This window comes from Microbacterium sp. ZW CA_36 (genome assembly GCF_044987475.1).
Taxonomy (GTDB): Bacteria; Actinomycetota; Actinomycetes; order Actinomycetales; family Microbacteriaceae; genus Microbacterium.
This window is the reverse complement of sequence record NZ_JBJDRL010000005.1, coordinates 1-13,953: the sequence shown is the minus strand read 5'-3', so window position 1 is coordinate 13,953 and position 13,953 is coordinate 1. Positions and strand designations below refer to the sequence as shown.

Genomic DNA, 13,953 nt, shown 5'->3' with positions numbered 1-13,953 from the left:
TGATGAGCGTTATGGCTTTTAGAACTGGGAAGGCGACATGGCGATGAAGACGATGCGCACGCAGGCGGTTGACGCGTTGCGCGAGATCATCCAGGAGCAGTATCGGCCGGGCGAAAAGCTGCCTGCGGAACCGGACCTTGCCAAACAGCTGAGCCTCAGCCGTAACACCATCCGCGAAGCCATCGCCCAACTCGTGCATGAGGGCCGCTTGGACCGCAAGTGGGGGGTCGGCACCACAGTTCTTTCCCCAAGAGCACAGGCGGCGTTCAGCGTGACCGATGTCGGACCCATCCGCCAGATCATCGAAGCATCCGGACACCAGCCTGGCCTGCTGCGGTTCCACACCGAGGTGGTGGACGCAACGGATGACGTCGCCGCCGAACTCGAACTCGAACACAACGAGAAGGCACTGTATATCGAGCGGCTCTTTGCGGTCGACACAACACCCGCTGTCTGGCTGCGCGATTGGTGTCGCACCCACGTCGGCGACACAGCCATCGACGTCTCCGCTCTTGAAGACATCAGCGTGGACCTGCCGACGCTCTTCCGTGAGCAGACTGGACAGGTGTTGGACCGATTGGAGGGCCGCATTGACGCAGTAGCGCGTTCCGGGGACTTCGCCACCGCTGGGCATCTGGACACGCCGCTCGTGCAAATATCTCAAAACGTCGTTACCAGCGACGATCTGTCCCTGGTCTACTCCATCGTCCAGTTCGACACCGCCGTGGTCGACCTGAACATCCACCGGCAGTTCGGCCGCCGCTAACCCACCTGACGGGGCACTACAGCGCGACGTCCTCACATGCCGCAGAGGTACCGCCGCGGTAGGGCGCTGCCAGTATTCGCGCCTACCGCGCGCAGCGGCTGTCGCAGAGGGTGCGAGGGTCGACTGGTGCCGCGAAGGGCGGCCGCGCGAACGTCGTGCCTGAACTTGTCCGCCATCCGGCGAGGCGGCGGAACATGTCAACACACCATCGGCAGCTCGGTGCGCGGACTCCGGTTAGCGGCCGACCGACGTCGACGGCGTCCGAACGCGGCTCGCTCGCGCGGACTCGCTTCGATTTGATTGACACATCAATCTCAACGGCTATATGGTTGACGCGTCAATCAAAAATACGCAGGCATAGTCAAGAGGAGCAGATCCCATGCAGTTCGGCATTTTCGGAATCGCTGACATCGCCCCCGACCCACACACGGGTTATACCCAGTCGGAGCATGAGCGGATCAGTAATGTGGTGAAGATCGCGCAGCGCGCGGATGAGCTCGGCTTGGACGTGTTCGCATTCGGCGAGCACCACAACCCGCCCTTCGTGGCGTCTTCTCCGTCATCGATGCTGGCCCACGTGGCGGCCCTGACGGAGAACATCATCCTGTCCACGTCGGTGACGCTGATCACGACGAATGATCCTGTCAGGCTCGCCGAGGACTACGCGTTCGTGCAGCATCTGGCCAAGGGGCGGCTGGATCTCATGCTCGGGCGAGGGAACACGGTGCCGGTGTATCCGTGGTTCGGGAAGAACATCCAGGACGGCATCCCGCTCGCGCTGGAGAACTACAACCTGCTGCACCGGCTGTGGCGAGAGGACGTGGTGGACTGGGAGGGGCGATTCCGCACGGCGTTGCAGGGCTTCACCGCGACTCCGCGTCCGCTCGACGATGTGCCGCCGTTCGTCTGGCATGGGGCGATCCGCACGCCGGAGATCGCCGAGCAGGCCGCGTTCTACGGCAACGGATACTTCGCGAATCACATCCTCGCCCCCAACTTCCACTTCAAGCCCCTCGTCGATTTCTACCGGCAGCGGTTCGAGCACTACGGGCACGGCCCCGCCGCGCACGCGATCGTGGGTTTGGGTGGGCAGGCGTACATCGCAAAGAAGTCCCAGGACGCCTACGACCGGTTCCGGCCGTACTTCGAGAACTACCCCATGTTCCGTGGCAGCAAGCTCGAGGACTTCGCCACGCAGACTCCGCTGAGCGTGGGGAGCCCTCAGGAGATCATCGACAAGACGCTCACGTTCCAGGAGGGATTCGGGGACTACCAGAGGCAGCTGTGGAATGTCGACGCGCTGTCTCTGCCGCTTGACATGGTGCTGGAGCAGGTCGAGCTGCTGGCCACCGAGGTCGTGCCGGTGCTGCGGAAGGAGATGGAGTCCCGCCGAGCACCGGGAACACCGGGTGCGCCCACCCACGCGTCTTTGGTGAAGGCGAAGTACGGTGCCGCCGAACCCCGTCAGCCACGCCCGAACCCGAACCGCGGCGACAACCTCTCCGGAACGTCCCCCTACCAGGACAGCGACCCTCTGGTACAAGCGCGCTTCCCGCTGGCGGTCTGACGTGAGCAGCGAACACACCGAACCGGCCGCTGCGCGACTCGTGGTGATCAGCTCCGGGGTATCCGATCCCTCGACGACGCGGATGCTCGCCGAGCGGATCGCTCAGGCGGCCATCGATCACATCCGCCGTTCGGGCGGGCAGGCGACCGTGTCCTTCATCGACCTGGCACCGATCGCTGCGGACATCGCACGCTCGATCGTCATCGGGACCCCCACCGAACCGGTCCAGAAGGCCATCGAGCAGGTCGCGGCGGCCGACGCGCTCATAGTGTCCACACCGACATACAAGGCCGGAATCAGTGGACTGTTCAAATCGTTCATCGACGTGCTCGACAACGACTTGATCGTCGCAACCCCCACGATTCTCGCGGCCACCGCCGGAACCGCCCGGCACGCGATGGTCGTCGACGAACAGCTCCGGTCACTGTTCGCATTCCTGCGAGCCCTACCGGTTCCGACATCGCTGTTCGCCGCACCCGAGGACTGGGCAGACCCCGCCCTCGGAAAACGCATCAACCGAGCCGCAGCAGAACTGGCACAACTCGTACGGCTCGGGGCCCGAGACGCCATCGCAAACGCCGGATGGGACGGCTACAACCACCAGTTCGACGGTAACGCAACCCGCGCGGACCGAACCGCGAACGACGTGGACTTCGACACCGATCTCATGCGACTCGCCGCCGGCGGACGCTGACACCCCTGCTTCACACCAGCAACCGCAAGAACGGAACCCACTCCATGATCGTCATCACCTGGATCATCACGGGCCTCGTCGCCGCCGTCAACCTCGCCGCCGGAGCCGGCAAGATCTTCACCCCATGGGAGAAGTTGTCCGCGCAGATGCCCTATACAGAGACAGTCGGGAAGGGCCCAACCCTCCTCGCCGGGTGGGCCGAGGTCATCGGCGCGATCGGCCTGGTTGTGCCGAACATCCTCGCTCACACCGTCCCGGGATGGGAATGGGCGAAGTGGGTCTCGTTCGCTGCCGCTATCGGCCTGGCCCTCGTGCAAAGCCTGGCAATCGGCGTGCACCTCAGACGCAACGAGAAGATCACCGCGAACATCATCCTGCTGCTCGCTGCAGTCGTTGCTGCGGTACTCATCGCCCTGACCTGATCACCGCCCTCAGCGCTGCGGACGCCCCCACCGCGACCGTCGTCGGCGCCGACCAACCCCAGCCGCTCCGCAGGCTTCTACTTGAGGCAACGGGTTTGCCAGCGCACTGCCGGACCCCGCCCCGGAACGCAGCTTCATTCTGTTGGACGCCACCGCGGTACCAAGAGGCGCATGGCAGCACTGATGGAAATCGTTGACGGCGGCCACCGTCTTCTCGCCGCCATCGTGCACTGTCGCAGGCGATGAGAACGGGGTGGGCTCCGGCGATGCCGGGGCCCACCCCCTCGTCTTCTCGACGTCAGTCGGCGCGTGCCGCCTCGGCGACCAGCGCGGTGTCGACGAACTGCTCGAATCGAACGATGAGCCCGCCTCGCACGATGAAGTGATGCGCGACGCGGACGGCGAGGTGCTTGCCCGTGCCACGGTGAGTGGCGGTATAGCGGGCGAGCACGACGACGTTCTCGCCGTCGACGACGTAGGCGTCGTCGTGTGCAGTCCATCCGTCCCAGTCACGACCAAGGACCTCCATCACGTTCGACGTGACGCCCTCCGGAGTGCGGTACGTCCCGGCCAGCGGGAATCCCGCCATCTCGGTCCACTCGACGTCGGGCGCCATCGTCGCACGCAGCGCCTCGAGATCGCCTGCCGCAGACGCGAGATACTGGCGGCGGACCACGTCGCGCGGCGATTCGGATGCCGCGAAGTGGACGTTCTCGTTCAGCCCCATGTCATCTCACCCTTCGCGACCTTCGGCCCGATCTGGGCAGCGATCAGCATCCCGGAATCGGGATACTTCGCAACAAGCTGGGCGGTGGCGGCCGCGCCGTCCGCGGCAGCGGCGACGATCTCCTCGAACGCGTGCAGGTAGCCGCGCGTGTAGTCGATCGCCGAGGCATCGTTCGCGGTGCCTGGGAGACGGTGGCCGGCGATCACCAGTTCGGGGTCGAGCGTGGCCATCTGGTCGAGCAGCGCCACCCACGCTGCGCGCTTCTCAGGTGTGGCGGTGTCTGCGGTCCAGACATGCTCCTGCTGGAACAGCAGCACTCCGCCGAGGATCGCCCGGTCTTCCGCGTTCCAGAGGTAGTGACGGTCGGGCAGGATGTCGCTGCCCCCGCGCAGCTCGAGCCGCTGGCCTTCCAGCTCGAGGAAGCCCGTGGTCAACGGCGAGATCTCGACGCGGCGCGTCGGCAGGTTCGCACCCAATACCGCCCACGCTGCGAGCTTGCCGTCGAACGACGCCGCGATGTGTTCGATCACCAGCGGGGTGGCGACGACGGTCGCCTCGGGGAACGCGTCGACGATGGCCTCGAGGCCGAAGTAGAAGTCGGGGTCGGCATGGCTCACGAAGACGGTGGTGAGTCGCTTGCCGGAGTCGAGCACAGCGGCGACGAGACGGTGACCGTCGGCGCGCGTGAATCCGGCGTCCACGAGAAGCGCATCGGTCTCGCCCGTGACAAGCACTGCAGTCTTGTTCGGCGAACCGACGGGGAAGTCGAGGTCGAAGACCTCATAGCTGAGTGACATCTGGAAGCCTTCCTGTCGGAGCCCCCGGTGACGGAGGACGACCGCGTCGATCGCGGCACGGAATACAAGAAGGCTGAGCCGTCAGCTATTCCCGGGGCGGGACACAGTGGCGAGATCAGATCACGGCATGACAGGAAGGGCCGCAGCGGCATTCTTACTGATGGCGCGTACGGCTTCAGCGAACACTACGCGCTGGTCGGCGGTGAGGACGTCGAGAAGATAACGTTCGATGCCGCGAGCGTGGATCACGCTGACGGTCGTCACGATCTCGCTGCCATGGGGCGTCAGTTCGATAAGCTGCACCCGCTTGTCGGTCGGACAGGTCCGGCGCGAGACCAGACCCTTGGCTACCGCGCGCTGCACCAGCCTGGTCGCACCCCCTGAAGTCAGCACACGCGACTGCGCGATGCCGCGCACGGCGATCCCCCCATCGCCTGCGCGGGCGACGATCAACAGGAGCTCGTAGAGGCTGTGATCGATCCCGGCCTCCGCCTCGATCGCTGCCCCAAGGATGAACTCCAGTCGATTCGCCGCGCCGAGCAGTCGTCCGAAGACGAGGATGCGCGGATCGTTCGCAGCGTCTTCAGGGGTCTCGAACCGCTCTTCTGGCTCCACGCCCCCACACTACGCAGTCAGGTGTGAGCGCAGAGCTAAAGCGGCGTGCTCCATCGCACTCAGCTGAGCCGGCGTCAATGCATCGACGAAGGTCTCCTGAATAGCCCAAAGATGAGGTGCGGAAGCTCGCCGAAAGGTCGCTGATCCGCCTTCCGTCAAGACAGCTTCTGCACCACGACTGTCCGTCGCGCACTCTTCTCGGCCAATCAGCCCGCGCTTCTGCATCCGACCCAGGTGATGTGAGAGCCTGCTCCGTTCCCACCCGACCTGCTCGGCGAGTGCAGAGGAGCGAATGCGCCGCCCGGGGGCTTCCGACAGGGCAAGGAGGACGGCGTAGTCCCCGGTGGAGAACCCGGACTCTTCCTGCATGCGGGACTCTATCGCACTGCGCACCCGCTCCGCGGTCTCGATGAAGACCCGCCATGACCGCAACTGATCCGCTGTCGGTGAGCGTCGCCCACCGGGTTTCGAAACAAGAGCGTCCATGAAATCTCCTTCGGTTGACACATCAACGGTATCATCACATTATTGACACATCAATTAAATCGATCCGGAGCTGGAACGTGGAATCGCAGCCTTTGGAGTTCGGTTTCAATTCGTTCGGCGACGTGCCGTCGCAAGGCGGTGTGCTTGTCGGTGATGCAGAGGCCGTGAGACTGCTGATCGATGAGGCGCGGCTCGCGGAGTCGGTGGGGCTGGACATCTTCAGGGTCGGGGAACGATACCGCACGGGTCTCGTTGATTCGGCGACGCCGGTGCTGCTGGCCGCGATCGCCACGGCGACGACGATCAAGCTCGGGACGGCCGTCACTGTCCTCAGCACGAACGCTTCCGCCGTGAGGAACAGTGCCAGCAATCACGCGAACCTGGAGTCCCGGCCTCGCGCCTGAAGCATCACGGGGAATCTCGCCCCGCTGACGAATGGCCCCCTCCGCGGCGAGGAGTTCGATCGCGCGGCCGCGGTTGCATCGGGTGTTAGGTCGGAAGGCGGCGCACTGATTCAGCAAGTCTCGACTACGCGCCGGCGTGAAGTCAGAACTCCCCGATGGCGAGTCCGAGGCGGAGGTAGAGGTCGGTCACGGCTTCGTTGTTCACGCGGTACTTGACCCAGATACCCTTACGAGACTCGCCCGCCGTCATCGGCGGGTCGGCGATGACGAGGCCGGCGGCTTCGAGTTCGTTCAGTCGGGGCTGGATGGTGGTGGGTCCGAGTTCGAGGGCGTCGCAGATGGGGCCGACGGTGACGTCGGGGTGGGCGCGGAGATAGCGGAGGATCGCTGCTTTGACGAGGTTGCCGAGGAGTGCGATGGGGTCCTGGGCGTCTTCGGAGCCCGCTGGTTGCGCGAGTCGGGGCATGGATGCAAGTCTGGCGCACGGTTGCCCACGAGTCCAGGAAGCCACCCGACTTAGTTGTTTACATTGAACCCACACTGTTATAACGTGTGGACATGATTCGGACGGGCGCCGCTGTTGGACAACGTGCGAGTTTCGTGCCGTCAACCTTGTCCCCCAAACTGCCGACAGACAAGATCCTGATGATGGGGATAAAATCTCCGCCCACTGGTCCGGACTCGACCGGATCCTCCACAACAGCTAGTTTCGGGCGAGTTATCCACAACCTGGCGCTCGAACCTTTTCCAGCATCGTGGAGCGTGCGTAGGATTCGGTCACGGCGACCGTGGCCCAAGCTGTTCCGTCCGTGCACGGTGGCTGTCCTGAAGGATCGGGAGGGCTGAACCGTCATGAGCCAGACTTCCGGGCGACGCGGACTGCTGTGGGCGATCATCGGCGGTTTGGTGCTGATCGCGGGGATCGTGGCGATCATCGTCGCGTCGTCCCTGGCGCAGCGGGAGCCAGGGCCGACTCCGACCTCCGACGGCGGCTCGACGGCGCCCGCACCGACCGTGAGTGAGGGGCGGGCCGGCGAGTTCGTTGATCCCACGGCATCGGGGGCGGGCTGGGTTCCAGAACCGATCACGACGGATGCCGACATCTATATCCGCGCCGCGCTCGAAGCCGCCTCCACGTTCGACACGACGAAGAGCGCCCGTGAGGAATGGCTCGACTACATCAACGCCTGGTTTACACCCGACACCCGCTACACGTCCGCGGGTGATAAACAGGCGGCAATGGAAGCGTCCCAAGTGGAACTGCGCCAGGGTGTTGTGCTTCCGCAGGAGGAGTGGGATTCGCTTGCCCGTGAGGAAGGCAGGGTTGTGGCGACGGCGGCGGGGGATCTCGCCTACGTCCCTGTTACTGACGACTCGTCGGGGGACATGTCGATCGGGACTTCGGATGTGACGCTGACCTTCACCCGCAGTGACGGGGACGGTGGCGAGACGTCGTATGAGGAGCAGGTGCGAGTGAGCGTGCAGGTTCTCTGCGGGCCCGGCTCGGTGCCGACGCCGGGTTCGGCGCAGCGGGCCGGGGATTGCAAGGTGGTCCGCTTCTTCACGGAGCCGTTGGAGCCCTGACATGGGAGCCCCGGTGATCGCCGCCGCAGCCCTCAACTCGAGGACTGGCCGGAAGATCCTGGCAGGGGCGTTGATCGGCTTCACCGTTGTGATCGCCTTCTTGGTGACGCCGTTGATCGCCGTTCCGTTCGCGATCGCGGGCAGCGCATCGGCCGGCACGGTCACACAGGTGGATGCTGCACCTCAGGTGTCTGGCGAGTGGGGGCTTCCGCTGGCCGGCGGATACTCCAAGGGCCGCGGGTTCGGGTACAACCCGGTGCAGGGCTGCGGCTACTGCTCGACGAACCATCAGGGCTACGACATGGCCCAAGGCTGCGGCGCCACCGTCTTCGCCGCGGGACCCGGTGAGGTGATCACCGCGGGGTCGTATCAGGGCTACGGGAATACGGTGCGCATCAACCACGGGGGTGAGATCGTCACGCTGTACGGGCACATGCAGTGGGAGTCGCTCCGCGTCTCCCTCGGCCAGCAAGTCATTGCCGGCACGCCCCTGGGCGCGGAGGGCAACACCGGCAAGTCGTTCGGCTGTCACCTGCATTTCGAAGTCCGTAAGTCCGGAACTGCGGTAGCTCCGGAGCCGTTCATGGCCGGTCTCGGCCTTCCTCTGAAGTAGTCCACTGAGCAAGGAGCATGACCATGTCCCCACGCACCGTCCCGGTTGATGTCGACGTCCCCGACATCCAGCCGGACTTCTCCGCCCCGTTCTTCCAAGGCTTCCAAGTCATCGCGTCCTATGTCCTCGCAGGCGCGATGCTGGTGGTGCTGATCATGCTGATCATCGCGGGCGCCGCCCTCGCGTTCCGGGGGCTCGCGTCCGACAGGGTCCGCACGTGGGCGGGCGAGAACATCCTGTGGATCTTCATCGCCGCCGCGGTCTTGGGCGGCGCGTCCGGCTTGTTCGCGTGGTTCGTCAACTTCGATTTCGGCTTCTGATGAACCTGCAGCGCGCCCTTCGCCTGGGCATCGCCGTGGGTTTTGTGCTGGTGCTCGGCTCGGGCGGCGCGGCACAGGCGACGACTACGGATCCCGGCACTCCCGTGCCGATGGCGGCGGTCGGCGGTGAGCCATGGTCGGCGCCCGCCTACCCGGTGGATTGCCAGAGCGCGAGCGCACAGGTGACCTGTACGCCAACCGATCCCGGCAAGGTGACCGCGCAGCAATGCTTCATGGCTGTCTCGATGGCTGGGCAGAGCGCCACTGTGTGCACTACGTACGAGGGTCATGTGCAGGCGATCCAGGCAGACGGCGGCCGTCCGCTTCTGGTGAAGTACGGCTGCAGTCTCGGGGATGTCGTGTGCGCCACGTTTGAGAACGCGGGCCGGGGCATGGCGTTGTCGGCGACGGGGATGATGTTCCTGGTTGCGGACAATATGCGGTTCGATACCAGCACGTTGCTGTGGTCGGCGGCGGTGGAGCAGTGGTCGTTCTGGCAGTGGGCGATCTTGATCATTACGTTCGGGGCGATGGTGTGGGCGATCGCCGCTGCCGTGGTCTCCGGTGACCGGGCTGAGCTTGTGGGCGCGCTGGTGCGGTCGTTCATTGCGGTCCCGGCGGTGGCGATCACGTTGTGGTTGACCGGGCACCTGCTGAACGCGGTCGATGAGATGACGTGGTACATCCTGAACGGTGAGGGTGCGTCGAGTATCTACTCCACCTTGCAGTCGGTGATGTGGGCTGGTGGGCAGGCGAATTACTTCTTCGCGTTCCTCATCCACGGGCTGCTCATGCTGGGGATGCTGTTGCTGATGCTGGTGTTCGCGTTCCGCAACATCGTGCTCGCGGCACTGATCATGGTGGGCCCGGTGGCGTGGATGCTATTTCCGGTGCGGAGCATCGGCCCGCAATGGGTGGTCCGGTACGTGTCCGCCGTGATCGTGCTGCTGCTGACCGGGCCGCTCACGATCGGCTTCGTCACACTGATCGTCAACGGGCTGGCGAGCGTGAAGACGATCTGGAACCCGCAGTCCTGGCCGCTGCTGGTCGGTCTGGTGTTGGTGGCGTTCGCGCCGTTCGCGATCTTCGGACTGTTCAGCTTCGCCGGCGCCGTCGCCGCCGACGGGGTCGGGTCCCGACTCGGCGCGCACGGCGGCCGGATGGCGAGCAACGCCGCCCGCGGCGCCGCCCGCATCCCCACCCGGCTCGGCGGCCTGCCCTCCGGTATCCGCCCCGCCGGCAACCACCCGTCGACCACCGGACCATCCGCGAAACCCGCCACCACGCGGCCGGCCTCCACCGGTGCACCTGCCGGTGCGCCGAAGCCGGCGCAGTCCCGCTCGACCGGCCCGAACGAGACGCGCACCGCGACCTCGACGCAGCAGACGCCCGCGCGCCCGCCGTCACCTGGAGCGGCGGCTCCGCAACCGCCGAAGACCGATAGGAGTTCGTCATGACCGCCACCCCCGAGTACGCGCGTCCGGTGCGATTGCCGCGTCGGTCACGGCAGGGAGTTGTGATGGGCATGGACCCGTGGCAGATCGCGTTCCTCACCACCGCCGCGCTGGTTCTGCTGGTGTTCGTGAACCGGTTCGGGCCGCTCGGGCTGCTGTATGGGGCGCCGTTGTACCTGCTGTTCGGGATCACCGCGCTGACCAGCATCCGCGGCGTCTCGACTCCCCGGATGGCCGGGCTGTGGCTGATGAAGCACGCCCGCCACACCGTCGGCGCCACCACCCACACCTTCCGTCCGGAGCGTCCCCGACTAGTCGGCACCCTGAACCTGCCTGGCACCCGGGCGTCGATCCAGTTGTGGGAGGAGAACCACGTCGCCGCGGTCTACAACCCGCACGACCGGTCGGTGTCGGTGATCGCCGAGCTGGAGGTGCAGGGGTTTCTGATGCACGATCTGCCGGAGCGGTTCGATCTCGCCGAGCAGTTCGACCGGGTCCTCGGCCCGTTCACGCAGCGGCCCGGCATCAAACGGGTGACGTTGCAGGAACGAACCCTGCCGACCACGATCCGCGCCGCCCGCGAACACTACGACACCGTCCGACGCCTCCGCGCTCTCAACCCGGACTCGCCGGTCGCCCACAACTATGAGGAGGTGATGGACCGGTCGGAGCGGTTCGAGGTCGCCCACCGCAACTACCTGATCCTCACCCTGGATCTCCTGGCGCTCGGTGCGCAGTTGAAGGCGCTCGGCGGCGGGAAGGACGCGATCATCGCGCTCGCGCAGATCGAGGGCGGCAACCTCGCCGACGCGCTCACCGCCGCGAAGATCACGGTGCGCCGCTGGCTGTCACCCCGCGACGTCACCGCGCTGGGCCGGTTGGCGTTTGACCCCGAGTTCGCCGCGAACGTGCAGAACCGGCCCGACGAGGTCGCCGGGGTGGACCCGGCCGGGATCGGTCCGATGTACCTGGACGAGCCGAAGGGCCGCAACGGGATCGTGGTGACCGACTCCGCCGTGCACACCACGATGTGGGTGCACGAATGGCCCCGCTCCGACTCCCCCGTCGGGTTCCTGTCCCCGGTGGTGTTCGCCCGCCACCCGCACACCGGGGACGCGATCACCCACATCTTCTCCATCGTCCTCACCCCCGTCCCGGTCAGTAAGGCGCTGAAGCGGATCCGGGATGAGAAGAAGGTGTGGCGCGGCAACGAGAAGCTGCGCGCGAAGCGGGGTGCGGACGGGTCGGCGGCGGATGCCGCGGACTGGCGGGCGTTGGAGCAGCAGGAGCAGGAGATCGCCAACGGGCACGGCGAGTTCCAGTACGGCGCCTACCTCACCATCACCGCCCCCGACGAGGAACGCCTCGATCAGGCGATCGCGGGAATGCGGAACGCCCTGTCACGGGCCGGCATGGAGGCGCAGATCCTGTACTGCCAGCAGGCCGAAGCGCTGATGGTCAACGCTCTCCCGGTCGGGTTGGGGATGAAATGATGACCCGCCACGCCGCCACCTTCACCCCCGCCGGGCTCACCCGCCGGCAGAAACGCGACCTGCAACGCGAGATCACCCGCGCCTCGCAGGAGGAGAAGCCGCCCCGCTCGACCCGGCGGGACCGGGGATTGCCGGAGCCGGCGGTACCGGGACCGTTCGGGCCGGGCATCACGCAGGGCGGGTACTGGAATCTGGCGAAGACGTGGATCCCCGCCCATCAGGCCACCTCGCAGCACATCGCCGGGATCTACCCGTTCGTCGCCGACAGCGGCCTCGGCCACCGCGGCCCCATCCTCGGCGTCGACCTCAACGCCGACGCACTGTGGCATTTCTCACCATGGGAGGCGTACGTCGACACCACCGAACGCGGCACCTTCTCCACCAACATCCTGGTGCTCGGCGCCTATCGGGGTGGGAAGTCAGCGACAGTGAAGACCCTCGTCACCCGGTCCATCGCGTTCGGCCACCAGGTCGTGGTGCCGTCCGATCCGAAGGGGGAATGGGTGGCGGTCGCCGAAGCGATCCCCGGCGGCCGGGTGATCCGGCTCGGCGGCGGCACCGGCTCCCGCCTCAACCCGCTCGACCGCGGCCCCCGGCGTACCGACACCAGCGATGAGCAGCACGAGCAGATGGTGCATCAGCGCCGCATCGGCACCCTCATCGCGCTCATCGAGATGACCCTCGGCGGCCGGCTCACCGCCGTCGAACACGCCGCCATCCTCGACGCCCTCGACCGCTGCATCACCCGCACCGGCGACCACCCCACCCTCCGCGGCGTGTATGAGGAGCTCGGACACTTGGCCGGGGACACGGAGGCGGCGTTCCGGGCGGCGGAGGGGGCGATCCAGCCACGGTTCGTGCTGCGCCGGTTCGTGGAAGGCGACCTGTCCGGGCTGTTCGAAGACGCCTCCACCGTCGAGTTCGACCAGGACGCCCCTATCGTCGTCACCGACACCTCCGAACTCTTCGCCCGCGGTGACCTGGCCGCGCAGCTGACGCAGGTGTGCTCCACCGCCTGGATCCAAGCCGTCATCTCGGATCGGGCCGCCCGCCGCACCCGGTACGTGGTCCGCGAGGAAGGCTGGCGGGACATGACGAGCCTGGCGTCGCTGCAGATGTTCCAGCAGTGGCTGAAACTGTCCCGGCATTACGGGATCAGCAACATCGTCATCCTGCACAAGATGGGCGACTTGGACGCGGTCGGCGACGCCGACTCCCTGGAACGGTCGCTGGCGTATTCGATCGTCGGTGACATCGAGAACAAGTTCATCTTCCGCGTCAACCACCAAGAGCAAGCCGCGCTCCGGGCCCGGCTGAACCTGCCCGCCCCGCATGTGGAGATGGCCCGGCAGCTGCGCAAGGGCGAGTTCCTCGCCTACGTCGGCCAGTACTCCTACCTGGTCGACTGCTTCGCCACCTCCACCCCGTGGGAGTACGCCCTGTTCGCCACCGACGACGCCGTCTCCCCCGCCGACCGCGACGACACCACCGTCCGCGTCCTCGACTCCGGCGCCCTCGACGAGTACTGGCCGGAACCGGCCGACCAGTCCGTCGACGGGTGGCTGAGTACCGAGTCCGGCGACCTGACCGAGGAGCTGTGATCATGACCACCGTCATCCCGCCGCGCACCTACGCGACCGTCACCGGCCCGCACGCCACCTTCGTCACCCTCGACGGCCACGCCGAACCCGTCACCGCCACCGCCGGTGAAGACATCCGGCAGGCCATCGTCCGCCGCGCCGCCGACGAAGCCCGCCGCACCGGCACCCCGATCGAACTGGTCACCTCCGGCGACCGCGGCGCCCACCGTCTGCTCGTCGACCCCGCCGGCGACCTCACCCCACTCCCCGCCACCCCTGACGCCGACGCCAATCCCGACGACGACGGCGGGCTGGACCTCGGCCCCTACCTGGACGTGCATGACGCGACCATTCCCAGCCGTGGAGAGGAGGTGAGGGAACGGGCTCCGCAGCCGACCGAGCACCGTGCCGGCGGTGCGGCGGCTGCGGAG

Annotated in this window: 16 protein-coding genes and 1 pseudogene; 12 read left to right on the top strand and 5 right to left on the bottom strand. The window is 66.4% G+C overall.

The annotated features are described in order from the left end of the window. Positions 1-37 precede the first annotated feature (37 nt). The 4 genes from ACI3KX_RS04195 to ACI3KX_RS04180 all read left to right on the top strand — a co-directional run bounded on the left by ACI3KX_RS04195 (position 38) and on the right by ACI3KX_RS04180 (position 3,449). Complete coding sequence (locus ACI3KX_RS04195) at positions 38-766, top strand: GntR family transcriptional regulator (protein ID WP_404907937.1); 729 nt, start codon at positions 38-40, stop codon at positions 764-766. A 379-nt stretch (positions 767-1,145) separates the two neighbouring features. Next, a complete protein-coding gene (locus tag ACI3KX_RS04190) occupies positions 1,146-2,333 on the top strand; it encodes a CE1758 family FMN-dependent luciferase-like monooxygenase (protein WP_404907935.1) in 1,188 nt (395 codons plus the stop codon). Then, positions 2,215-3,027, top strand: a complete 813-nt coding sequence (locus ACI3KX_RS04185; protein WP_404907933.1) for a CE1759 family FMN reductase — start codon at positions 2,215-2,217, stop codon at positions 3,025-3,027. The genes ACI3KX_RS04190 and ACI3KX_RS04185 overlap by 119 nt, the downstream gene beginning before the upstream one ends. A 44-nt stretch (positions 3,028-3,071) precedes the next feature. After that, a complete protein-coding gene (locus ACI3KX_RS04180) occupies positions 3,072-3,449 on the top strand; it encodes a DoxX family protein (RefSeq protein ID WP_404907930.1) in 378 nt (125 codons plus the stop codon). 298 nt (positions 3,450-3,747) lie between these two features. Here ACI3KX_RS04180 and ACI3KX_RS04175 read toward each other — a convergent pair whose 3' ends face one another. The 4 genes from ACI3KX_RS04175 to ACI3KX_RS04160 form a co-directional block, all read right to left on the bottom strand. Next, a complete protein-coding gene (locus ACI3KX_RS04175; protein WP_404907928.1) occupies positions 3,748-4,176 on the bottom strand; it encodes a nuclear transport factor 2 family protein in 429 nt (142 codons plus the stop codon). Further along, complete coding sequence (locus tag ACI3KX_RS04170) at positions 4,167-4,973, bottom strand: MBL fold metallo-hydrolase (RefSeq protein WP_404907926.1); 807 nt, start codon at positions 4,971-4,973, stop codon at positions 4,167-4,169. Before ACI3KX_RS04170 ends, ACI3KX_RS04175 begins: the two co-directional genes overlap by 10 nt. Before the next feature lie 120 nt (positions 4,974-5,093). Continuing rightward, entirely contained in the window at positions 5,094-5,588 is a 495-nt protein-coding gene (locus ACI3KX_RS04165; RefSeq protein WP_404907924.1) for a MarR family winged helix-turn-helix transcriptional regulator, read from the bottom strand. Between the two features lie 9 nt (positions 5,589-5,597). After that, complete coding sequence (locus ACI3KX_RS04160; RefSeq protein WP_404908156.1) at positions 5,598-5,957, bottom strand: MarR family winged helix-turn-helix transcriptional regulator; 360 nt, start codon at positions 5,955-5,957, stop codon at positions 5,598-5,600. A 194-nt stretch (positions 5,958-6,151) separates the two neighbouring features. On the opposite strand from ACI3KX_RS04160, the gene ACI3KX_RS04155 reads away from it, so the two are divergent. After that, complete coding sequence (locus ACI3KX_RS04155) at positions 6,152-6,478, top strand: LLM class flavin-dependent oxidoreductase (RefSeq protein ID WP_404907923.1); 327 nt, start codon at positions 6,152-6,154, stop codon at positions 6,476-6,478. Between the two features lie 142 nt (positions 6,479-6,620). Here ACI3KX_RS04155 and ACI3KX_RS04150 read toward each other — a convergent pair whose 3' ends face one another. Continuing rightward, complete coding sequence (locus ACI3KX_RS04150) at positions 6,621-6,944, bottom strand: winged helix-turn-helix domain-containing protein (RefSeq protein ID WP_404907920.1); 324 nt, start codon at positions 6,942-6,944, stop codon at positions 6,621-6,623. 437 nt (positions 6,945-7,381) lie between these two features. On the opposite strand from ACI3KX_RS04150, the gene ACI3KX_RS04145 reads away from it, so the two are divergent. The 7 genes and pseudogenes from ACI3KX_RS04145 to ACI3KX_RS04115 form a co-directional block, all read left to right on the top strand. Further along, positions 7,382-8,062 (top strand): hypothetical protein, encoded by a 681-nt coding sequence (locus ACI3KX_RS04145; protein WP_404907917.1) that lies wholly within the window; start codon positions 7,382-7,384, stop codon positions 8,060-8,062. A 13-nt stretch (positions 8,063-8,075) separates the two neighbouring features. Continuing rightward, a complete protein-coding gene (locus ACI3KX_RS04140) occupies positions 8,076-8,675 on the top strand; it encodes a M23 family metallopeptidase (RefSeq protein ID WP_404907915.1) in 600 nt (199 codons plus the stop codon). Between the two features lie 23 nt (positions 8,676-8,698). Further along, positions 8,699-8,995, top strand: a complete 297-nt coding sequence (locus tag ACI3KX_RS04135) for a hypothetical protein (RefSeq protein ID WP_404907913.1) — start codon at positions 8,699-8,701, stop codon at positions 8,993-8,995. Next, positions 8,995-10,452 carry a hypothetical protein gene (locus ACI3KX_RS04130; RefSeq protein WP_404907910.1) on the top strand — a complete coding sequence of 486 codons (1,458 nt, stop codon included), beginning with the start codon at positions 8,995-8,997 and terminating at the stop codon, positions 10,450-10,452. The genes ACI3KX_RS04135 and ACI3KX_RS04130 overlap by 1 nt, the downstream gene beginning before the upstream one ends. Further along, positions 10,449-11,942 (top strand): SCO6880 family protein, encoded by a 1,494-nt coding sequence (locus ACI3KX_RS04125; RefSeq protein ID WP_404907908.1) that lies wholly within the window; start codon positions 10,449-10,451, stop codon positions 11,940-11,942. Before ACI3KX_RS04130 ends, ACI3KX_RS04125 begins: the two co-directional genes overlap by 4 nt. Beyond that, entirely contained in the window at positions 11,942-13,543 is a 1,602-nt protein-coding gene (locus ACI3KX_RS04120; RefSeq protein ID WP_404907906.1) for a hypothetical protein, read from the top strand. The genes ACI3KX_RS04125 and ACI3KX_RS04120 overlap by 1 nt, the downstream gene beginning before the upstream one ends. 2 nt (positions 13,544-13,545) lie before the next feature. Beyond that, positions 13,546-13,953, top strand: a pseudogene (locus tag ACI3KX_RS04115) (hypothetical protein); the annotation flags it as partial.

Coding starts and splice junctions, on each gene's coding strand:
- ACI3KX_RS04160 (WP_404908156.1), bottom strand. CDS start 5,957: ATGCAGGAAGAGTCCGGGTTCTCCACCGGGGACTACGCCGTCCTCCTT.
- ACI3KX_RS04170 (WP_404907926.1), bottom strand. CDS start 4,973: ATGTCACTCAGCTATGAGGTCTTCGACCTCGACTTCCCCGTCGGTTCG.
- ACI3KX_RS04135 (WP_404907913.1), top strand. CDS start 8,699: ATGTCCCCACGCACCGTCCCGGTTGATGTCGACGTCCCCGACATCCAG.
- ACI3KX_RS04125 (WP_404907908.1), top strand. CDS start 10,449: ATGACCGCCACCCCCGAGTACGCGCGTCCGGTGCGATTGCCGCGTCGG.
- ACI3KX_RS04175 (WP_404907928.1), bottom strand. CDS start 4,176: ATGGGGCTGAACGAGAACGTCCACTTCGCGGCATCCGAATCGCCGCGC.
- ACI3KX_RS04120 (WP_404907906.1), top strand. CDS start 11,942: ATGACCCGCCACGCCGCCACCTTCACCCCCGCCGGGCTCACCCGCCGG.
- ACI3KX_RS04130 (WP_404907910.1), top strand. CDS start 8,995: ATGAACCTGCAGCGCGCCCTTCGCCTGGGCATCGCCGTGGGTTTTGTG.
- ACI3KX_RS04150 (WP_404907920.1), bottom strand. CDS start 6,944: ATGCCCCGACTCGCGCAACCAGCGGGCTCCGAAGACGCCCAGGACCCC.
- ACI3KX_RS04190 (WP_404907935.1), top strand. CDS start 1,146: ATGCAGTTCGGCATTTTCGGAATCGCTGACATCGCCCCCGACCCACAC.
- ACI3KX_RS04195 (WP_404907937.1), top strand. CDS start 38: ATGGCGATGAAGACGATGCGCACGCAGGCGGTTGACGCGTTGCGCGAG.
- ACI3KX_RS04180 (WP_404907930.1), top strand. CDS start 3,072: ATGATCGTCATCACCTGGATCATCACGGGCCTCGTCGCCGCCGTCAAC.